This window comes from Agrilactobacillus yilanensis, from assembly GCF_003946725.1.
In the GTDB taxonomy this organism is placed as follows: Bacteria; Bacillota; Bacilli; order Lactobacillales; family Lactobacillaceae; genus Agrilactobacillus; species Agrilactobacillus yilanensis.
The window spans coordinates 41118-61287 of sequence record NZ_RHOY01000001.1; the positions used below are offsets into that span (position 1 = coordinate 41118).

Consider the following 20170-nt stretch of genomic DNA (forward strand, 5'->3'; position numbering starts at 1 on the left):
TTTAGTTTTTTATTTTGATGCACTGAGTTCAAATTGCGGCCGATAACGTCTCAGACGCAATGCGTTTAATACAACGGATACGGAGCTGAAACTCATAGCTGCTCCGGCAATCATTGGGTTGAGTAAAGGTCCACCAAATAGGTACAAAATCCCCATTGCAAATGGAATCCCTAAAATATTATAGGCAAATGCCCAGAATAGGTTTTCTCGAATATTCTTAATTGTCTTCTTGCTTAGATCGATAGCAGCTGCCACACTCAATAAGTTCTGATACATTAAGACAATATCGGCAGATTTAATGGCAACATCCGTCCCGTTCCCAATCGCAAAGCCAATTTCGGCTTGGGCTAAGGCTGGTGCGTCATTAATCCCATCGCCGACCATGCCTACTTTCTTACCCTCTGCTTGTAAATCTTTAATAACTTGCACTTTATCAGCTGGTAAAACATCACTAATCACATGGGTAATGCCTAGTTGCTTGGCGATTGCTTCAGCGGTTTGCCGATTGTCACCTGTTAACATTACAACATCTAAGCCCATAATTTGCAACTGTTTCACAGCTTGAACACTGCTCTTACGAATTTGATCAGCTACGGCAATCATTGCAGCCAATTTGCCGTCCACAACCATATACATAACCGTTTTGCCTTGTTGTACCAAACTTTGACGATCAGCTTCTTGTGCCTCTGCGGCTAAATCAAGCTGTTTTAAGAATTTGTCATTCCCGATTTGAACTTGATGACCTTCGATTTGTCCTTGTAATCCAAAGCCTGGTAAGACTTCAAAGTCGTTGACCATTTCAACATCTAGACCTTTTTCTTCGCCATAGGCTACAATCGCTGCGCCTAATGGATGTTCTGAAACAGTTTCTAAACTAGCTGCTAATTTGATGACAACATCATCTGTTAATTCAGACGTATTATACCAATCTGTTACAACTGGTTTACCTTCTGTTAAAGTCCCAGTTTTATCAAATACAACTGCTTCTAATTGACTGGCATTTTCTAAGGCAACCCCATTTTTGACTAAAATTCCGTTGGCAGCGCCCCGGCCAGTCCCGACCATAATGGCGGTTGGTGTTGCTAGCCCTAAAGCACAAGGACAAGCGATCACTAGTACTGACACAAAAATTGTCGTTACAAAGGCGATTGACTGACCGCTGATTAACCAAGCCAAAGCGGCAACAACGGCTATAACCATAATCGTTGGTACAAAGATACCGGCAATCTTATCAGCTAAACGTGCAATTGGTGCTTTTGTAGCTTGGGCGTCATTAACCAATTTAACAATTTGCGCTAAAGCCGTTTGATTCCCGACTTTAGTCGCTTTGATAACTAATTGGCCTGTTTGATTTAATGTCCCGCCAATTACGGCATCAGCAACATTTTTTTCAACAGGTAAACTCTCACCAGTTAACATAGATTCATTAACGGCACTAGCGCCTGAAACGACTTCGCCATCCACTGGAATACTAGCACCTGGTTTGATGAGCAATTCATCGCCAACTTGAACTTCCTTTACGGGTTTTTCAACAAACTGCCCATTTTCTTTAACCCAGGCTTGCTTTGGTGCTAAGTTCATCAACGCTGTAATCGCAGAACCTGTTTTTTGTTTTGATTTTGTTTCAAAATAACGTCCTAATGTAATTAAAGTCAAAATTGTAACGGCTGCTTCATAATACAGTTGATCTTGAAAAGCAGCGTGCGCAAAAACGATCGTATAGGTGTTGACTAAACTATAGATAAACGCCGCACTTGTCCCAACCGCTACTAAACTGTCCATATTAGGATGTCTTTTAAATAGCGTTTTGTAACCGATAATGTAATAAGATCGATTCAAAATTAAAACTGGTAAGGTCAGCAATAATTGCGTTAGGGCAAATACAACGGGATGCATATTTGGATGTAAGGCAGCTGGTAACCACCAACCCAACATGTGCCCCATAGAAATATAAAGTAAAGGTACTGTAAAGATTGCGGACCAGATGAATCTTAACTTCAAGTTACGAACTTCATTAACTTTACGTTCAGCGGCCTGTTCAGCCACAGCATCCCCATCAGCGTCCATATCTTCCGCAGTCGCTTTGTAGCCGGCATCTTTTACCGCTGTTTCAATTTGCGGTACGTCTACTGTAAAGCTATCATAAGTGACTTGCATCGTTTCTGCCGTCAAGTTGACAGTGGCCTCTAAAACCCCATTGACGTTTTGAACAGCCTTTTCAACAGTTTGCTGACAGCTGGCACACATCATGCCTTCAACATCAAAATTCAATGTCGTTGCCATTGCTTGGGCCCCATACCCAGCATCTTTTACCGCAAGCTCAATTTTTTCTATTGGTGCTGCTTTTGGATCAAAATCTACCTGCATTTGTTCAGCGGTTAAGTTCACCGTAGCTTTCTTAACCCCAGGTAATGCATTCGTAGCTTTTTCTACAGTTTGCGCGCAACTGGCACACATCATACCATCAATTGCAAAGCGACATTCGCTCATACAATGACCCCTCCAATCTCCATCAGATATCTATTAGATACTTAATTATTTATTGAACAATACTAAAGTATCACTAATGTTTACATTTGTAAATTACTTTTTTAACTGATTTTCCCATAACCTACGTGTCTATTGAGCTTACACTTGTCAATTTCATAAACACTTTGGTCTAAGCGTTATTTTTTAAGCGTAATGTCATCGCATTAATCGCTACAATAATCGTACTTAAGGACATTAATACCGCGCCTAACATTGGACTTAATAAAAAGCCAATCGGTGCTAAGACACCCGCAGCCAATGGTAGGGCCAAAATATTGTAACCCGCACCCCACCAAAGATTTTCGGTCATTTTCCGAGTTGTCTTACGTGCTAATTCTAAAAATTCAACAACATCGTTTGGATTGCTCTTAACTAAGACCACATCTGCTGATTCAATGGCCACATCAGTCCCACTACCAATCGCAATACCAATATCTGCTCGAGCCAAGCTTGGTGCATCATTAACCCCATCGCCGATCATCAAAACTTTACCTTTTGTTTGATACTGACGGACTAATTTTTCTTTGTCTTCTGGTAAAAGTTGTGCTTGAACTTCTGTGATACCTAAAGTTTTTGCGACTTTTTCAGCGGTTTGGCGATTATCGCCCGTTAACATTACCGGTGTAATCCCTTGAGCCAACAAGGCATCAATTAAGTTTTTAGCCTCTGGTTTAATTTCATCGCCTTGTGCCACATAACCGATCACTTGATCCTCTGTCAATAAGAAACTGATAGAGTTTCCATTAGCAGCTAAAGCTTCAAATTTCTTCTGATCAAAAGTTAAACCTAATTTCAGCAAATAACTCATCGAAACGACTTGATACGTCTTTTGAGCCACTTGACCTTCAAGTCCAACACCCGTAATTTGTTTCACATCTTGTGCTTGATCATAAGTGAGTGCCTTGTCTTTGGCTGCATCCATAATACCAACCGCTAGTGGGTGCGAAGAACCTGCTTCTAAACTTGCCAATAAAGTTAATACTTCTTCTTTTGAAACGTCATCAGTCAAGCTATCGTAGGCATTTACTTTGAAGTTGCCCATTGTTAAAGTCCCAGTTTTATCCATCAACGCATATTTTAAATCTTTAACTTGTTCTAAAGCATTTCTATTCCGAATCAATAATCCGTTTTTAGCAGCAATTGATGTACTTCTTGCAACAACTAATGGTACCGCTAAGCCCAAAGCATGCGGGCAGGCGATGACTAACACTGTAACGGTTATTGGTAAGGCAGTGGTCAAACCACTATTAATGAACCAAATTATAAATGCTAAAATACCAACGGTTAAAGCAGCATAGAATAACCAACCGGATACTTTATCTGCCAAATTTTCTTGCGCTGATTTATCTTGTTGTGCGGACTGCACTAATTTGGTGACTTGGGCTAAGAAACCAGTCTCCCCAGTCCCTGTCACGGTCATTTGGAAAGTGCCTTCACTATTAACCGCACCACCAAAGACAGAGTCATCAACGGCTTTAGCAACTAATCTAGATTCCCCCGTCACCATTGCTTCATTGACCATAGATGTGCCGCTGGTTAAGATACCATCTGCTGGAATCTTTTCCCCAGCTTTTACTAAGACTAAATCGCCTTCTTGTAAATCTTTAATTGCTACTTCTGTAATTTCACCTGTAGCACTAACTTTGTGGGCTGCACTCGGTAGCAATTTAGCCAAATCATCTAATGCTGAACTAGCGCCCATAACAGCGTTCATTTCAACCCAGTGCCCTAATAACATAATATCGATCAAAGTTGCCAATTCCCAAAAGAAATCCATAATCATCGGATCAACATGGAAAACATTGTTTGCGATCACCGCATAAATACTATAAATATAAGCCACGGTAATGCCCATTGCGATTAATAACATCATCGCCGGCTGCCGGGCTTGAATTTCACCTTTGGCGCCGCTGAAGAATGGTTTGCCCCCATAAAAGAATAAAATAGTACCGATTACAGCAACAACCCATTCACTATACGGAAAGCTAATGAGCGGCTGGGTCATACCCATGAATGAAGTCATTAGCAAGATGGGTAACGTTAGAACAAGGGACACCCAAAATTTTTGTTTTAAATTTCCCATATGCATCATATGTCCACCGTGATTCATCATATCTCCGTGATCCATCTCAGACATATCATGGTCCATATTGGACATATCGTGGGTCATTGTTTCATGTGCCATTTGATCGTGGTCAGTCATTGGCATTGTCATTTTAGTTTTTGTCATGATTGTACCTCCTCATCACGCCTCAGATTTATCTCAGCGCTTTATCTATATCTGTAGTTTACATTTGTAAACGTAAAACGTCAAGTGTTTTTTCTATCTTTTTTAAAATAAGCTATTTTACCAGTCAAAATCCCTATTAACCTAAATATTTTATAATCTACAAATGTAATCTTAAGCCAAATAAAAAAATCGAGTCTCTGCCAATGGCAAAAGATTCGATCATTATCTTAAATTTAATCACATTGCATTTCAAAATCTGCGGGTAAGCAATCACAAGTTACCCCAACAGGTGCTGTCTCTAGTTTCTTAGCCAGCTGCGCTTGCAGTCGCTCAATATCACCTTGAGTCAAAGTAAGGTCATCAATTAAGTTACTTACAGCCTGTCCTTGCCGCATCCGGCATAGGTGATGAAACAAAGATGTTGTCGCATCATCAATTGCAGCCTGTTCTTCAATCGTTGGATGATATATAAACGCTCGGCCTTTTTTTTCAGTGGTTAGTGCACCTTTTTTGACAAGTCGACCGATTAGCGTTTTAACAGTGGCATCTTTCCAGTTCATTTTTTCACGCAAAGCAGTGATCATATCATGACTCGTTGCGGCCCCTAACGACCAAACAACTCGCATAACTTCCCATTCTGCATCAGAAATTTCAATTCTTGTTTGTACTTGCATCTACACACCACCTTTTTTGTTAGTGCTAAAACTATCAGTTTGATCATTCTAAATTATAACTTATAAAAAGTAAAGTGGCGAATTGTGATGCCTATAAACAAGTAATATTTTCTACATGATGCACACTAATCTGCCGATTGAGATATTTTTTATCTGTCATAATCGTCACAAAAGCTTGGGCATAATCTGCATAACTAAGGAAACTTTTACCGTCTTCATTCGTTGTAAATACATCCCCATTAATCACATAATGGCTGGTTAACCCACCCATTGGTGTAAAATCTGCGGCTGGTGAGACATACGTCCAGACAACATCTGTACTAGCCTTTAATTTTTCAAGACCTTTTGTCATTGCATCTGCCACTGGCTTATAGTCCGGTTCAAAATCCTTAGTATCTTTTAGCCGGGTTGTACGGCTTTCGTCCATATACAAACTGCCGGCACCGCCAACGACCATCAAATGGACTGAGGTTCCTTGTAAAATGTCGATGAGATGTGTCATTGAAGTTTCAAATTTTTCAACTTCTGTCCAAAAGGCTGTTGCACAGACTAACACATCAAAATCAATGATGTCAGCTTGTGTTAACGCAAATAAGTCTTTTTGAATCACTGGATAAGTGGTATCGCCTTCAACTGGATGCCGAACGATTGCGGTGACAGCCATATTCCGAACTGTCGCTGCCTTTGCAATTAAGGCACCTGCTTGGCCATTTGCACCGATAATCCCAACTTTTAGCATAATAAAAAACCTCCATATAAAACGTTTTCCTACGCTTCTATCTTAGAGGTTTTTTACAATATTCACAACTATTATTTGTTATTTAACTTAAAACTTGCACGTTAGCATATAAAATCCCAGCTGATGGGATTTGCGCATTTGGCATCGCCACATCTAATTGTCTTGGATTGCTATACGCAAAAGTCCCAGTATCATTAACTGTCCGATACCAAACTGTGCCGTCCGATAACGTAATCTTCAAGCGCGTACCCTTTGGAAAAACGGATAAATTCGCAGCCACACCACCGTAGCCCATATTAGAGCCTAAAACGGCTGGATCATAAAAAGATAACTTAAATGTACCTTGGTCTTGACCAGTCTGGCTTGTTTGGGTTGTTGTCGTTTGTGTTTGCGTCGTTGCCGCCGGTGTCGTTACTGTTGCTGTTGGCGCTGCTGGCGTTTGAACTGCTGGTGTTTCGACAGCAGAATCATCTTCTGGAATCGTTAAAACTTGTCCGGGATGAATTAACGCATAAATACTGGAAAGATTATTAGCTTGCGCAATGGCTTGTACAGAAACGCCGTATTCTTGGGAAAGTTTCCATAAAGAATCGCCGGCTTGCAACGTCACTTCTTTTGTACTTTCTGCAGGTGTGACTGCTTCTGCTGCCGGATCAATTTCAATCGTTTCGTTTGGATAGATTAAATTAGCATCTTCAATATTATTTTTCTTGATTAAACTTTCAACAGTTGTCTGATTTGCTTGTGCAATTTCAGATAATGTATCCCCCGATTTAACTGTTACAGTAGCTGCCTGCGTTACCGCTGGTGTTGCTGCTGAAGCTAATAATGCGGCCGCAAATGCAGATGAAACTTTTTTTGTGCCCCTCATTGTCAAAATTCCTCCTAATATACAAATACTTGCATAATAAATTACTAGTATGAGTATATCATGGAGGATATTACAAAACAGTTACAACTGTTACAGTAAAGTAATATTATGACTTCATTGTGTAACAATTAACAAAACAACTTTACAAAGTGGATTAGAAAGTGTCTTGAATTTTTTGAAGAAAATTATTAATTTTTTCTGACTCGCCATTTATCTGCTGATCCGGATAGGCTTGGGGGAAGTAACTTTGAAGATTAAAGGCTTCAATTAAGCGTTGCAAATTCGTTTGGGCAGCTAAAATCTCTTTATCCGTCGCCCCATCATCATTTTCAATTTTCTTCAAACTTGCTTTGCTGTCTGTGAGCGCTGTCTGCTGCGCTGCCGTTAAGCCTGTTTTATTTTTCACTTTAGCTAGCGTCGATTGTAAGGTGGCCGCAATACCATCTTTTGCATTATAGGTCATATCATCAATTCGATTTAAATCAGGATAAGGCGTCTGGGCAGCGACTTGCATGTAACTTGCTTGTGACATGTTTTGATGCAGTGCCGAATTCATCCGGGTAAAACTCGCTTTTAGAGCCGCTCGGTCATAATTAGAGGCAGTTTTAAGTTCACCGGTAGCGACTTGTTTAGGGGACATTACATCGTTATAGTCTTGCGGCGCATGGGCTAACCCTAACGCATGGCCTAGTTCATGAATTAAAATATTAGTTACATCATTACTGCTTTCATTTTCAGAAAAAATTGCTTGATTAATTAATAGGAGATGATTCGTACCCGTCAAACCAGAAAAGCCTAAATATTTATTATCCACATAGGCTAAATATACGTCGGCTTGTGTCCCTTGATTTGTCTGTACGGTAATTAAAGTTCTACCTGCTAATTGGTTCCACCAGTCAGCCGCCTGTTTGGCAGCGGCTTGATCTTGTACCGTTAAATTCTCAGCATTATAAATTAACGTCCCGTTTTGATTCACCAGCCACCAATTATTTAATGTCTGCCAATTTTCGGGCGCCTCTTGATTAGAGACTTGATTGGTTGCTTGTTGTACTTTTGTAACAATCCGTTCTTTTTGTAAATAATCTGAATACTTATGATACAGCTGTGGTACTGTGAAAATAATGATACCAATACCAACGGCATAAAATACTATTTTAAAGAAACGCCCAATTATTCTCATTTGTTCATCCTCTACTTTGGGTTTTAACATAGACCATTTAAATTATTATCAACAGTTTCATTTTAACAGAAACTATAAAAATAACATCCGTCAAGAGTCTGAGCGATTGTCTATTTCAAATTTATGGCGCCAACGGGTCATCAAAAATGTTGTTAAAGGTACTGTCAAAGTAACCGCAACGATTGCAATGATAATTGAAGCGATTTCTGCAATAAATAACTTGTCGTTTATTAATAACGCCGGTGAATATTTTAATTCCACAAACCAAATGAATAAAGCTAAATAACCGCCAAAAAAACCAAAAAATAGCGTGTTGAAAGCAGTAGCCATTACTTTACGACCGATTTGACGGCCGTCTTGATACAATTGGTGTTTGCTTAAACTAGGTGTTTCTATTAACAACGCCCGTAAGGCACTGGCCATGGCGATACTCGCTTCAGCAATTGCCCCCAAAGCACTGAGTAAAATAGTGGCACAAGCAATTTGCGGAAAAGAAATCCCAATCAATAAGGAAAACACACCGAGTTCCTCATTAGACTCATTGCCAAAGCCTTGTAACTGTCCAAAATATTGCACCGGCAAAATAAGGACAACCAATAAAAGAATTACGACTACTGAAACTAAATAGGCCACGGCCCCAGTGGTTAAAGTCACCGGACTAAAAAAGATAATCAACGCTAAGATCAATAGACCTAAAATAAGGGCTGTCAGTAACGGCGGTGTCCCCAGGCTAATCAAAATAATAACCATAAAGATCATCAGAAAATTCAAAATTAAACCACCAAATATACTAAACGTATCTTTTCCGGTCACCAGCAACAATAAAACAAGTAAGACTAATGCTAAAGCACTAACGACGCCCATTTTGGTTACCTCCTAATAGCTGTCCCGCCAGCACACTGGTCAACGGTACGGTCAGCACAATGCCAATCGCACTCACTAAAGACTGGACCAATCCTAAATACATTGTCCAATTAAAGGTTTGCAATATACTATTGCCATTACGTAAATATAAAACTGCCATAGGAATTGTATCGGCCATAAAAATTAAAAATAAAATACTAATCAAAGGTCCGATAATCTGCCGGCCCATCCCCATCCCTACAGGAAAGATTTGTTTAAATTTAAACGCCGGATTTTCTAATCTTAGCTGCTGCAGTGTGGACGTAATATCCGTGGCCTCATCCATAATTGCCCCTAAGGCTCCAATCAAAATCTGCGCCAAAAAAATAATTTTAGGCTGCTGGACCGCATAGCTCATGGCTTCATAATGAATGCCCTGTTCGTGAGTGCTATTTAAGATCAGCAAAAATAAGCCAAAGCTGATAAAAGTACTGATAATCGTCGCAGTTGCGGCTACGAGCAGCTGTCGGTTCAAACCAAAAATTAAAGCTAATGTGACCAACGTAAAGATAAAAACTAACCCTGAAAAGATCGGTAAAATATTTTTACCATTATGGATAAGTTCCAACTGAATCGCTAAAATAAACAGTAAGCTATTGACCATTAAGCTGATGATCGCCATCAGCCCTTTTTTATGGACAATCAATAAAATTAAGCTTATAGTCAAACAGATTAACGCTACAATAAACGTATCCCGTTTTAAACCTTTAATGACCACATTTTGATTATGACTTAAACTGATCAATACTTGCTGCCCCACATGATATTTTTGATCAACAGCCTGCGACTCTGTGTAGCTGTTATGAACTTGAACATGTTGGCCTTTTTGACGTGTATTTAGAATTTCTAAAGTCAATTTCTGCGTGGTCGTATGATCGACATTCTCATGTTCATCAATATTTTTTTGCCGGTTTAAGGTTTTGACACTGACGACCTTGGCCACAGTATCCTGATATAAAAAAGCATCAAAGTGGGTGCCTAAAATAATCCCTATGCTTAGTATGAACAGCAGTAAGCTATAAAATATTTTCTTTTGCGGCATACGGTTTACAAGCTTCTTTCCTTATGATTTAATCTTACTATTGTAATTTTTTTGGAGGCCTTTGTTTTGGAAAATTTATCTTTTTTAATCGTTATTTTTGCAGCGCTGGCAACGCCCCTTTTAATGGCGAACTTTCATATTTCTAATTTACCGACAGCAGTCGCGGAAATTGTTGTTGGCATTATTTTGGGTCAAAGTTTCTTTAACGTCATTCATGTTAATACTTCTTTGACCCAAATGTCATCTTTGGGGGTTATTATTTTACTATTTCTTAGTGGGATGGAAATTGATTTTAGTTTATTCAGCCCCAAAGCGGACGGCGATAAGAAAATCTGGTCCCCATTAAAAATTGCCATTTATAGCTTTGCGGCACTCTTGATTACCGCCTTTTTATTAGGCCTCTTACTGCAAACTACCGGCCTTTTCAAAGAAATGACCTTAGCTGCCTTAATCTTTTCAACAATCGCGTTGGGTGTCGTTATTGCGGCTTTAAAAGAAAAAGAATTGTTAAGTAAGCCTTTTGGCCAAACAATTTTGTTAATTGCCGCTTTAGGAGAGGTCATCCCCTTAGTCACTTTAACGATCTATGCCACTGTTCATAGTGCACACCCCGGTCGTGTTTGGTTAATTTCATTAATCTTCTTAGCTGCTATTTTCTTATTAAAACGTTCTAAATCAATTTATAAATTTTTTGAAAATATTGATAAATCTACAACCCAACTTGATATTCGGCTCGCCTTTTTCTTAATCTTTGCACTGGTTTCTGTTGCGGAACAAGTTGGTGCTGAAAATATTTTAGGGGCATTTTTAGCCGGGATTGTCATGAAATTACTCCGGCCTAAAGAAGAAACTCAAGATAAGCTGACCTCCCTTGGCTACGGCTTTTTTATCCCGATTTTCTTCATTGTTACTGGTGCCAAACTAAATATTCCGGGCTTATTTAAAGATAAAAGTGCTTTAATTCTGATTCCAATTTTTTTGGTAGGTTTCTTCTTAGCAAAATTACCAATTTACTTAGTTTTGAAGAAACGGTTTAAAGTTACCAATGCTTGGGCCGGTACCTTTTTAAGCACCACAACGATCACTTTAGTTTTACCAGCATTAACCGTTGGCCGAAACTTAAAATTGATCACCAATGCCCAATCTGGCGCTTTTACCATTGCTGCGATCATCGTTTGTTTAATTGCCCCTGTTTTATTTAACAAATTTTATCAACCAGAAGCTGAGGACATGAAAAAAACGAGTGTGCATTTTATCGGCGCCAATTTGATCACTATCCCGATCGCCCAGCAGTTAACTAAGGGCTGGTATAATGTAAAGTTATATACCGATAAGTTAGACAATTATCGAACTTATAATTCAGAAGCTGACATCACTTATCTCAAGGAGTTAACGCCTGAAGCTTTAAAAGCGGCTGGTGCCTTTGATACCGATATTGCTGTCATGGCTTATGCAGATCATAAAGAAGATTTCCGATTATCTCAATGGGCGTTAGCTGAAAAAGTACCGCGAATTATTGCCCGATTTGAGTCAAAAAATGTTGCCGATGATCAATATGATATTTTGGCCCAACAAGGTGTAGAAGTTTTTAATACTTTTGAAGCCAATATTTCTATGTTACGCAGTATGATTGAATCTCCGGCAACTTTCAAAATTATCACCGATACCGATTCTGGCTTGTTTGAAGTCATTGTCCATAACCGGCGCTTCACAGGCATTGAATTAAAGAATTTACCGTTTGTGGACAAAATTACCATCGCTCGAATTTATCGGGACAAACAGTTTTTTGCCCCCCATGGGGATACTGAAATTCATGTAGGTGATCATCTTATTTTTACGGGTAATAAAGCTGAAATCTCAGATATTCGCCAACAGTTGGAAAAAGACAACTAGTTATGGTTTGTATTCCAATAATATAAATTTAATAGACTTATAAGTAGGGGTTTAGAGCATCTATGTTAAATGTTCTAAACCTTTTTATATAAAATAAAAATATTTTTTATTATTTTCATGAAAATAATTAATAGCCTATATTGTGTTATATCTCCAAATGAGATACCATATATAGTGCTGTTAATTAATTAATTCAAGGAGGCATCTTCATGCAAATGATTAAAACATCCCCCATCGTTTTATCAGATGAATTTATAGATGACGTTACAAAAACAATTACCCCACATTGGGGTGCCTTAGGTTGGGTTACATACAAACGGACCTACGCCCGCTGGCTGCCTGAAGCACAACGGACTGAAAATTGGTCAGAAACCGTTAAACGGGTAGTTGAAGGTAATATTAATTTAGATCCCAGATTAAAAGATGCGCAAGTATCTGAAACAACTATCGCTGACCTTACACAAGAAGCCCAACAACTCTATAAGCTAATTTATGGCTTAGCTGCGACCCCTTCTGGTCGAAACTTATGGATTTCAGGTACCGATTATCAAAAACGCAACGGTGATGCCTTAAACAACTGCTGGTTCATCGCCATCCGGCCACAAGCCTATGGTGATAGTCATATTGTTCCAGATTACTTAACGCAAGACCAAGTTGCGCCTTCAATGCCGTTTTCATTTCTATTTGATCAATTAATGAAAGGTGGCGGTGTGGGCTTTTCAGTTGTCCAAGCTAATATCAAACAAATTCCTAAAGTCACCCACCGTACAAAACTTACCATCTTGATTGATCAGGCCAGTGCTTCTTATGAAGATTCAATCGCTTTGGGTGCCGTGGACAAGACGGTTTGGTTACAGACCCATCAATTATCTGAGGTCCGTTATTATGAACTACCCGATACTCGCGAAGGCTGGGTTTTAGCCAATGCCAATTTAATTGACGGTCATTTTACGGATACAAATCCCAATCTTAACGACCATTTAGTTTTAGATATTAGTCAAATTCGACCTAAAAATGCTAGAATCAAAGGTTTTGGTGGTACTGCTTCTGGGCCAATGCCATTAGTAGAAATGTTGTTTGATATTAATCAGCTGTTAAATCAACGATTAAATACTTATTTAACTTCTGTAGACTGTACAGATATTGCCAATTTAATTGGTAAAACTGTCGTTGCCGGTAATGTCCGGCGCTCCGCTGAGCTAGCTTTAGGTTCTGCAGAAGACGACGCCTTTATCACGATGAAACAAGATCAAGATCAGCTCTATCATCATCGCTGGGCCTCTAACAATAGTGTCGCAGTGGACACTCAATTTTCAAATTATAACCCTATCGCTGAGGCCATTACCCATAATGGTGAACCGGGCATTGTTAACCTTGAATTATCCAAAAACTACGGCCGCCTCATTGATGGCTACCAACCAGGGATTGATGATCAAGTTGAAGGCATGAATCCTTGTGGTGAAATTTCTTTAGCCAATGGTGAACCTTGCAACTTGTTTGAAGTTTTCCCTTATGTCGCGACGCAAGAAGGCTGGTCTTTAGAAGAAGCCTTCACTCTGGCTACACGTTACACTAAGCGGGTAACCTTCAGTGACTATGAATGGGCTGTTTCACGCGCAATTATTCAAAAGAATCGGCGTATTGGTATTTCTATGTCTGGTATTCAAGATTGGTTCTTAAATGCCTTTGGAAATCGTGTTGTGACTGGTTTTGAAACAGAAGTCACGCCCGACACTCATGAAACTGTAGAAACACCGATTTATGATCCTGCGATCGTTGCTCAAATTGATGCTTTATATCAGACAATTGTGACCGCTGATAAAGTTTATGCGGATACATTGCACTGTGCACCTTCTTTGAAACATACAACGGTCAAACCTTCTGGAACCGTCGCTAAATTAGCGGGTGTTTCTGAAGGCATGCACTTCCATTATGCTGGCTATTTAATTCAACGGATTCGTTTCCAAGACAATGATCCGCTCTTACCGGCTTTAAAAGCTTGCGGCTATTTCATGGAACCGGATGTTTATACTAAAAATACCGTCTGCGTTGAATTTCCAATTAAAGCGGCTAATGCGGACAGTCCACAATTTGCCTCTGCAGGAACGGTTTCAATTGCGGAACAATTTGCGACTCAAGCCTTTTTACAAACTTACTGGTCTGATAATGCCGTCAGCTGTACCGTGACTTTCCAACCTGAAGAAGCCGATCAAATTGCCGGTTTATTGCAACAATACCGACATACAATTAAGTCAACATCCTTATTGCCTTATGCAGGGGATGCCTTTAAACAAGCCCCTAAAGAACCGATTGATCTTAAAACTTACCGACAAAAATGTTCTGAAATCTCAGACGATGTGGCTGAAGTTTTTGCTAAATTAAACAACAACCATGACCAAAAAGACATCGAATTAGTCGATCAATCCGACTGTGCCGGTGGTGCTTGTCCCATTAAATAATAATCTAGGAGTTTATCATGAAAAAATTACGTTACCTACTTGTTACTTTTATTGCTCTACTTAGTCTTTCTGGGAGTGTAGCTGCCCCAATCTTCACCCCACAAGTGACCCAAGCTGCTGCAAAACAAACCATTAAAGTAACTTACACCTTAAAAAAGAATAAAAAAACTCTTTCTAAAAAAACGGTCACCGTTAAAAAGAACAGCACTGTTTTGACCGGCTTAAAGAAAAATTGGCCTGTTCAATTAAATAAAGGCTTTGTAACTACCATTGATCATCAAAAACAAAATACAAAGAAAAAATTATACTGGACATATACCATTAATGGCAAAATGGCCACTAAAGGTGTTAAATCCCAAAAGTTAAAAGCCAACGATAAAGTTGTCTTTACATTGAGCCAGTCCTAGGCGTTTATTATGGCTAAAAATCATGTCCGCATTCGTAAGATCACTTTAATCGGCGTCTTATGTGCCCTATGCATTGTTTTACGGATCATTAAGCTTCCCGTCCCCAACGTACAGCCAGTAACCGATATTTTAATGATCGTCACCTTAACAATGGGTGTCCGCTATGGCTTTTTATTGGCAACTTTGACGATGGTCTTATCGAACATTATTTTAGGGTTTGGTATATGGACCTTACCGCAAATCGCAGCTTATATGGTCTGTATTCTCACGATAGCCGCATTTAAATGGCTGCTGCCACTAGAACACTGGTTTTGGCTGCAATTGCTCTTGTGCACCTTATTAGGCTTTGAATACGGACTTGTTGTCAGTTTAGGCATGGCAGTAATTGGCAGTGCCCCTGCTTTTTTAGCCTATTACCTCAGCGGCCTATTATTCGATTTAGCTCATGCCATTGGTAACTTTGTTTTTTACCCATTATTAAAACCCCCTTTAACAAAAGCCCTGAAACGATACATGCTAACTTAAATTCGAGGTGTTTAGCTATCAAAATTTATACAAAAGTTGGCGACCAAGGCTATACACGCCAAATAACCGGCCAAATGGTCCCAAAGTTTGATCTCCAGATCGAAGCTTTAGGTGCCTTAGATGAACTGCAATCTTGGTTAGGCGTTGTTTTAGCCCAATTATCGCCCAAAACCCAAAGCTTAAAATCAGAATTAATTACCGTCCAGCGTCAACTCTATTATCTACAAGCAGACCTAAACGTCGCCGCCTCAAACGTCATTAACGCTGAAGACGTCACAAATCTAGAACAAAGAATTGACACCATCATGGCACAAGTCCCCGCAATTAAAGCCTTTATTCTCCCCGGTGGTCAAATAACTGGTGCAAATCTTCAATACGCCAGAACATTAGCCCGTCGTGCCGAACGGACCATGGCAAACCTGCACCTACAACAAACCAAAATAAACCCAATTCTATTACAATACATTAATCGCCTATCCGATTATTTATTCGCCCTAGCCCGTTACGCCAACCTATTAGACGATTACACAGACATCCCCAGCAAAACCAGAGCGTGAGCCAACACGATTTGATTTCGTAATATAACCTAGATTTGGCAGATAGTCGCCTGCGACTAACAACAAAGCGTAGTTATATGTAGAAATCAGTGTTGGTGAACGCGTTTTAGAACCAGAGCGTGACAAAAGACGGGTTGATTTTGAGCATAGCCTAGACTAACGCCGTGAGCGGGCTTCGCTTACAAGTTAGACGTAGCTAAGCGCAAAAATCAGTCTTTTGGAACGCGTTTTAAAGTCAGAGCGTGAGCTAGAGCGGGAAATCCTCGAGCACTAACCTAGACTTACAACATAAGCCCGAACTTGGCTTGTGAGTAAGGCGTAGTTAGGTGAGAGCTTTGTTCTAGTGAACGCGTTTCAAAGCCAGAGCGTGAGCTAGAGCGGGAAAACCGTGAATACTAACCTAAAAAAGACAGATCCGAGCATAATTGCTTGTTCTGTCTTTTTTACTAACATATTAGTTTTTATAGGTTAACTGATAATTGTCAAGCACCGTTTTTTCTAGTAAACTAAGGCCAAACTTTAATCTAAGGAGGTCGAAGTATGGCCGATAATATTGACTTAAAAGCAAAAATTATCACCGCGAGCCAAACTATTGGTATTGATAGAATTGGGTTTGCCAGCGCCGATAATTTTGAAACTTTACGGGCTGATTTGGTACAACAAAAAGCAGCTGGCCACACAACTGGTTTTGAACATCAGAACTTAGATGAACGGCTCAATCCTGATCTCATTTTTAAAGAGCCCAAAACAATTATTGCCATCGCCTTGGCTTACCCCACCCGCCTAAAGACACCACCCAAAAGAACCGGTCACAAACGCGGACAGTTTGCCCGGGCTTCATGGGGTACCGATTATCATTTTATTTTGAGAGATAAAATGGCGGCTTTAATTTCAGAAATTAAAAATTTAACGGGGCAAGATGCCACTATTCGTTTTAAACCGATGGTAGATACCGGTGAACTGATCGATGTAGCCGTTGCACAGCGGGCTGGCCTAGGATTTATTGGTAAAAATGGTCTACTAATCACTGAAGAATTTGGTTCTTTTGTTTATTTAGGTGAAATCATCACCAATCTCAGTTTAGCACCAGATACACCTATTGATAGCCAGTGTGGCACTTGTACCCGTTGCATTGATTTTTGCCCTCCCCACGCCCTAATGGGAAATGGCCAACTCAATGGACAACGTTGCCTCTCTTATCAAACACAAACAAAAGATTTAATGGCTGAAGAATTTCGACCTTTGATTCGCAACGTGATCTATGGCTGTGATATTTGCCAACTCGCCTGTCCATTCAATAAGCAAAAAAATGAACACCGTCATCCAGAAATGGCCCCCATTGCCGATGTTGTCCAACCAGAACTAACGCCTTTATTAACAATGACCAACCGTCAATTCAATGATAAATTTGGCCAATTAGCAGGTTCTTGGCGGGGGAAAAAACCTCTGCAGCGTAATGCGATCATTGCCTTGGCTAATTTAAAAGCAACAGAAGCTATTCCAGAACTGAAACAGGTTGTTGAAACAGATCCTAGACCAATGATTCGAGCAACGGCCGCCTATGCTTTAGGCCGCCTAGCAAAGGACTATAATCCTGACCTAATTAACCTCTTACAGAAAACTTATATACAAGAAGTTAAACAGGCTGTGGCACCAGAATATCTTTTGGAATACCAACACGCTATTGAAAAACTAGAAAATTTGAGACCTTGTTAAAAAAAGCATTGCATTCAAGAATATCTTGAATACAATGCTTTTTTAGTTTAATATCCGAAACGCTTACTTTCTTTTAGTTCTTGAATATAACGGTAAATCGTTGGTTCCGAAACACCAAGTGCTCTAGCAACATCAACCACAGAATATTTCATGTTAAAGACACCTTCATCTAATAACTGGGAAACAATATTCCGCCGATCTTGTGCTTTGAAATTGTCTTGATCAATACCGTAACTCAATACGACTTGGTCAATCTTTTCACGGACCATTTCATGAATTTTGTCTGCAAAACTCATATCTTCAATCTTACTGTTCCGACGAGCCATGGAGACTTCACTACTAATATTATTAATAATGTCAGTATTCAGCTGATACAGTTTTGCCAAATTGGCATTGGCCCGTAAAGCTGTGATAAATGGCGTAGCATCTGTGATAACACTAATGGCAACTTTCCCCATACTAGGCGCTTCTAAAATCGTTACTGACATATTGAGCGTCTTGTGTTTCAAGTTAAATTGTTCATGAAATTGATCTGTGCCACTTTGCAATGCCTTTTCAATTCTTTCACGAACGAGTTCAGGTGTATCATCTGATTTTCTAACATCCAAAATGCTACCGTTTTTGATCATCAAGATTGGAAAATTAGCTTCTGTTAAATCGGTTAACACAATATCGCTATTTTTCCCTTGGATCATACTAAGATATTCAATTAAATTTTGATAATAATTAATTTGTTCTGTTGATAGATCCATAATAAATTTCCACAACCTTAAAAAGCAATTTTATTTTTTGGTAATTACACATTACCGTTTTATTCAATCTCTAACGACTTACATTATAACAAAACAAAAGCAAAAAAATCCATATAAAAATATCATTTTAGCTAAAAATTTATAAATTTTTTTCAAGCCAGCTGAATTGGTATAACACAAATGTCGCGTTTCATTCAAAAATTGATTTAGAAAATATAATTATATTTTTGTGAAATAGAACAATATAAAATATAGCCTATTAACATTATACAATAAATTTGTAACTATTATTATGAATTATTTGTGACTATTCTACTATCTTATTCACCTTATTTGTATGTTTATAGCCTAAGATAAACATGACAATCAGCCAAACGATAGAAGATACAGCAGCTGGAACTGTACTTCTATTCAGTAACAAAATAACAAAAACAACTGCTAAAAAGGCTAAAACGAGATAGTCCGAAAATGGATATAATGGTGCCTTAAATTTACTCTGTTGTGCCATTTTTGTCTTCTTATACCGAATATGCGTCACAATAATACTACCCCAAATAAACAGAAAACTTGTTGTTGCAATACTTGTAATAAAAGTAAAAACAGATTCGGGAATAAAAATATTTAACAACACAGCTAAAGCTATGACAAATGCTGAAAACTTTAAAGCTGCAGCGGGGACTTGATGCCGTGATAGCTTACCTAAAGGTTTTACAATATTTGATTTACTATCATAGGTCAGCGAAAACAACATTCGGCCAGTGCTAAAAATTGAGCTGTTACAAGCCGAAGCCGCTGCCGTAATAACGACAAAGTTGATAATATCTGCTGCGGCACGAATGCCAACATTTTCAAAAACTAACACAAACGGGCTTTGATCTGGCAACACCCTATTCCATGGAAAGATCGAAATGATTACAAATAAGGCACCTACATAAAATAAAATAATTCGAATAGGAATATTATTAATTGCTTTTGGCAAGACTGTTTCTGGATCCTGGGTCTCTGAAGCTGTTAAGCCAACTAGTTCAACACCGACAAAACTAAAAACAACCATTTGAAATGAAAATAAGAAGCCTTTCATGCCTTTTGGAAAGAAGCCACCGTGATTCAAAATATTGCTAAAACTTGCATGACCAACACTCGTTTTAAAATGCGTTAAAATCATAAACAAACCAACAACAATTAACAGTACAATAGCGACAATTTTAATTAATGCAAACCAGAATTCAGTTTCACCAAAGGCAGCAACTGTAATCAAGTTTAATAATAACAAAATTCCTAATAATATCAACCCCGGGACCCACTGAGGGACATTGGGCAACCAGTAACGAATGTAGACACCAACCGCTGTAATTTCAGACATTGCAATGGCAACCCAACAAAACCAATAGGTCCAGCCGGCTACAAAGCCAACGGTCTCACCTAAATACTCTTGAATAAATTCCACATAGGAATGATAATTTAAATTTGATAATAGGAGCTCACCTAAAGCCCGCATTAAGAAAAAACAAATAACCCCTGTAATAAAATAGGCTAAAATAATAGATGGTCCCGCATAGTTAATGGCTTTACCTGAGCCTAAAAACAGACCTGTACCAATTGTTCCGCCAATCGCAATTAATTGAACGTGTCGATTCTTTAAATTTCTAGCCATTTCTGGACTATTTTCATGAGCACTCATATTCTATCTCTG

The 20170-nt window shown here is 39.0% G+C and carries 16 protein-coding genes; 6 read left to right on the plus strand and 10 right to left on the minus strand.

Annotated elements, in window-relative coordinates:
- Positions 1–9: 9 nt before the first annotated feature.
- The 8 genes from EKM93_RS00185 to EKM93_RS00220 form a co-directional block, all read right to left on the minus strand.
- Positions 10–2490, minus strand: coding sequence for a heavy metal translocating P-type ATPase (locus tag EKM93_RS00185; protein WP_125711841.1), 2481 nt, complete (start codon positions 2488–2490; stop codon positions 10–12).
- A 169-nt stretch (positions 2491–2659) separates the two neighbouring features.
- Positions 2660–4732: a heavy metal translocating P-type ATPase gene (locus EKM93_RS00190; RefSeq protein ID WP_125712326.1), complete on the minus strand. Its 2073-nt coding sequence runs from the start codon at positions 4730–4732 to the stop codon at positions 2660–2662.
- Between the two features lie 260 nt (positions 4733–4992).
- Positions 4993–5433 carry a CopY/TcrY family copper transport repressor gene (locus EKM93_RS00195; RefSeq protein ID WP_125711843.1) on the minus strand — a complete coding sequence of 147 codons (441 nt, stop codon included), beginning with the start codon at positions 5431–5433 and terminating at the stop codon, positions 4993–4995.
- 91 nt (positions 5434–5524) lie between these two features.
- Positions 5525–6172 carry an NAD(P)-dependent oxidoreductase gene (locus EKM93_RS00200; protein WP_125711845.1) on the minus strand — a complete coding sequence of 216 codons (648 nt, stop codon included), beginning with the start codon at positions 6170–6172 and terminating at the stop codon, positions 5525–5527.
- An 82-nt stretch (positions 6173–6254) separates the two neighbouring features.
- The gene (locus EKM93_RS00205) at positions 6255–7043 is read right to left on the minus strand and encodes a LysM peptidoglycan-binding domain-containing protein (protein WP_125711847.1); all 789 of its coding nucleotides are present in this window, start codon (positions 7041–7043) and stop codon (positions 6255–6257) included.
- A gap of 154 nt (positions 7044–7197) precedes the next feature.
- Positions 7198–8223: a matrixin family metalloprotease gene (locus EKM93_RS00210; protein WP_164506936.1), complete on the minus strand. Its 1026-nt coding sequence runs from the start codon at positions 8221–8223 to the stop codon at positions 7198–7200.
- Positions 8224–8313: 90 nt separating this feature from the next.
- The gene (locus EKM93_RS00215) at positions 8314–9087 is read right to left on the minus strand and encodes a YibE/F family protein (protein ID WP_125711851.1); all 774 of its coding nucleotides are present in this window, start codon (positions 9085–9087) and stop codon (positions 8314–8316) included.
- Complete coding sequence (locus tag EKM93_RS00220; protein WP_125711853.1) at positions 9074–10168, minus strand: YibE/F family protein; 1095 nt, start codon at positions 10166–10168, stop codon at positions 9074–9076. The genes EKM93_RS00215 and EKM93_RS00220 overlap by 14 nt, the downstream gene beginning before the upstream one ends.
- Positions 10169–10234: 66 nt before the next feature.
- Here EKM93_RS00220 and EKM93_RS00225 point away from each other — a divergent pair, with 66 nt between their 5' ends.
- From EKM93_RS00225 to queG, 6 genes are all read left to right on the plus strand, one after another.
- Positions 10235–12061, plus strand: coding sequence for a monovalent cation:proton antiporter family protein (locus EKM93_RS00225; protein WP_125711854.1), 1827 nt, complete (start codon positions 10235–10237; stop codon positions 12059–12061).
- Between the two features lie 209 nt (positions 12062–12270).
- Positions 12271–14520: a ribonucleoside-triphosphate reductase, adenosylcobalamin-dependent gene (gene nrdJ / locus EKM93_RS00230; protein WP_125711856.1), complete on the plus strand. Its 2250-nt coding sequence runs from the start codon at positions 12271–12273 to the stop codon at positions 14518–14520.
- A 17-nt stretch (positions 14521–14537) separates the two neighbouring features.
- The gene (locus EKM93_RS00235) at positions 14538–14927 is read left to right on the plus strand and encodes a DUF4430 domain-containing protein (RefSeq protein WP_125711858.1); all 390 of its coding nucleotides are present in this window, start codon (positions 14538–14540) and stop codon (positions 14925–14927) included.
- 9 nt (positions 14928–14936) lie between these two features.
- Entirely contained in the window at positions 14937–15452 is a 516-nt protein-coding gene (locus EKM93_RS00240; RefSeq protein WP_125711860.1) for an ECF transporter S component, read from the plus strand.
- Positions 15437–16009 carry a cob(I)yrinic acid a,c-diamide adenosyltransferase gene (locus EKM93_RS00245; protein ID WP_125711862.1) on the plus strand — a complete coding sequence of 191 codons (573 nt, stop codon included), beginning with the start codon at positions 15437–15439 and terminating at the stop codon, positions 16007–16009. The genes EKM93_RS00240 and EKM93_RS00245 overlap by 16 nt, the downstream gene beginning before the upstream one ends.
- Positions 16010–16561: 552 nt before the next feature.
- Positions 16562–17725: a tRNA epoxyqueuosine(34) reductase QueG gene (gene queG, locus EKM93_RS00250; RefSeq protein ID WP_191988467.1), complete on the plus strand. Its 1164-nt coding sequence runs from the start codon at positions 16562–16564 to the stop codon at positions 17723–17725.
- 47 nt (positions 17726–17772) lie between these two features.
- Here the strand turns inward: queG and EKM93_RS00255 are convergent, their stop codons facing one another.
- Entirely contained in the window at positions 17773–18477 is a 705-nt protein-coding gene (locus EKM93_RS00255) for a helix-turn-helix domain-containing protein (protein ID WP_125711866.1), read from the minus strand.
- 307 nt (positions 18478–18784) lie between these two features.
- Positions 18785–20158 carry an amino acid permease gene (locus EKM93_RS00260; RefSeq protein ID WP_125711868.1) on the minus strand — a complete coding sequence of 458 codons (1374 nt, stop codon included), beginning with the start codon at positions 20156–20158 and terminating at the stop codon, positions 18785–18787.
- Positions 20159–20170 lie beyond the last annotated feature (12 nt).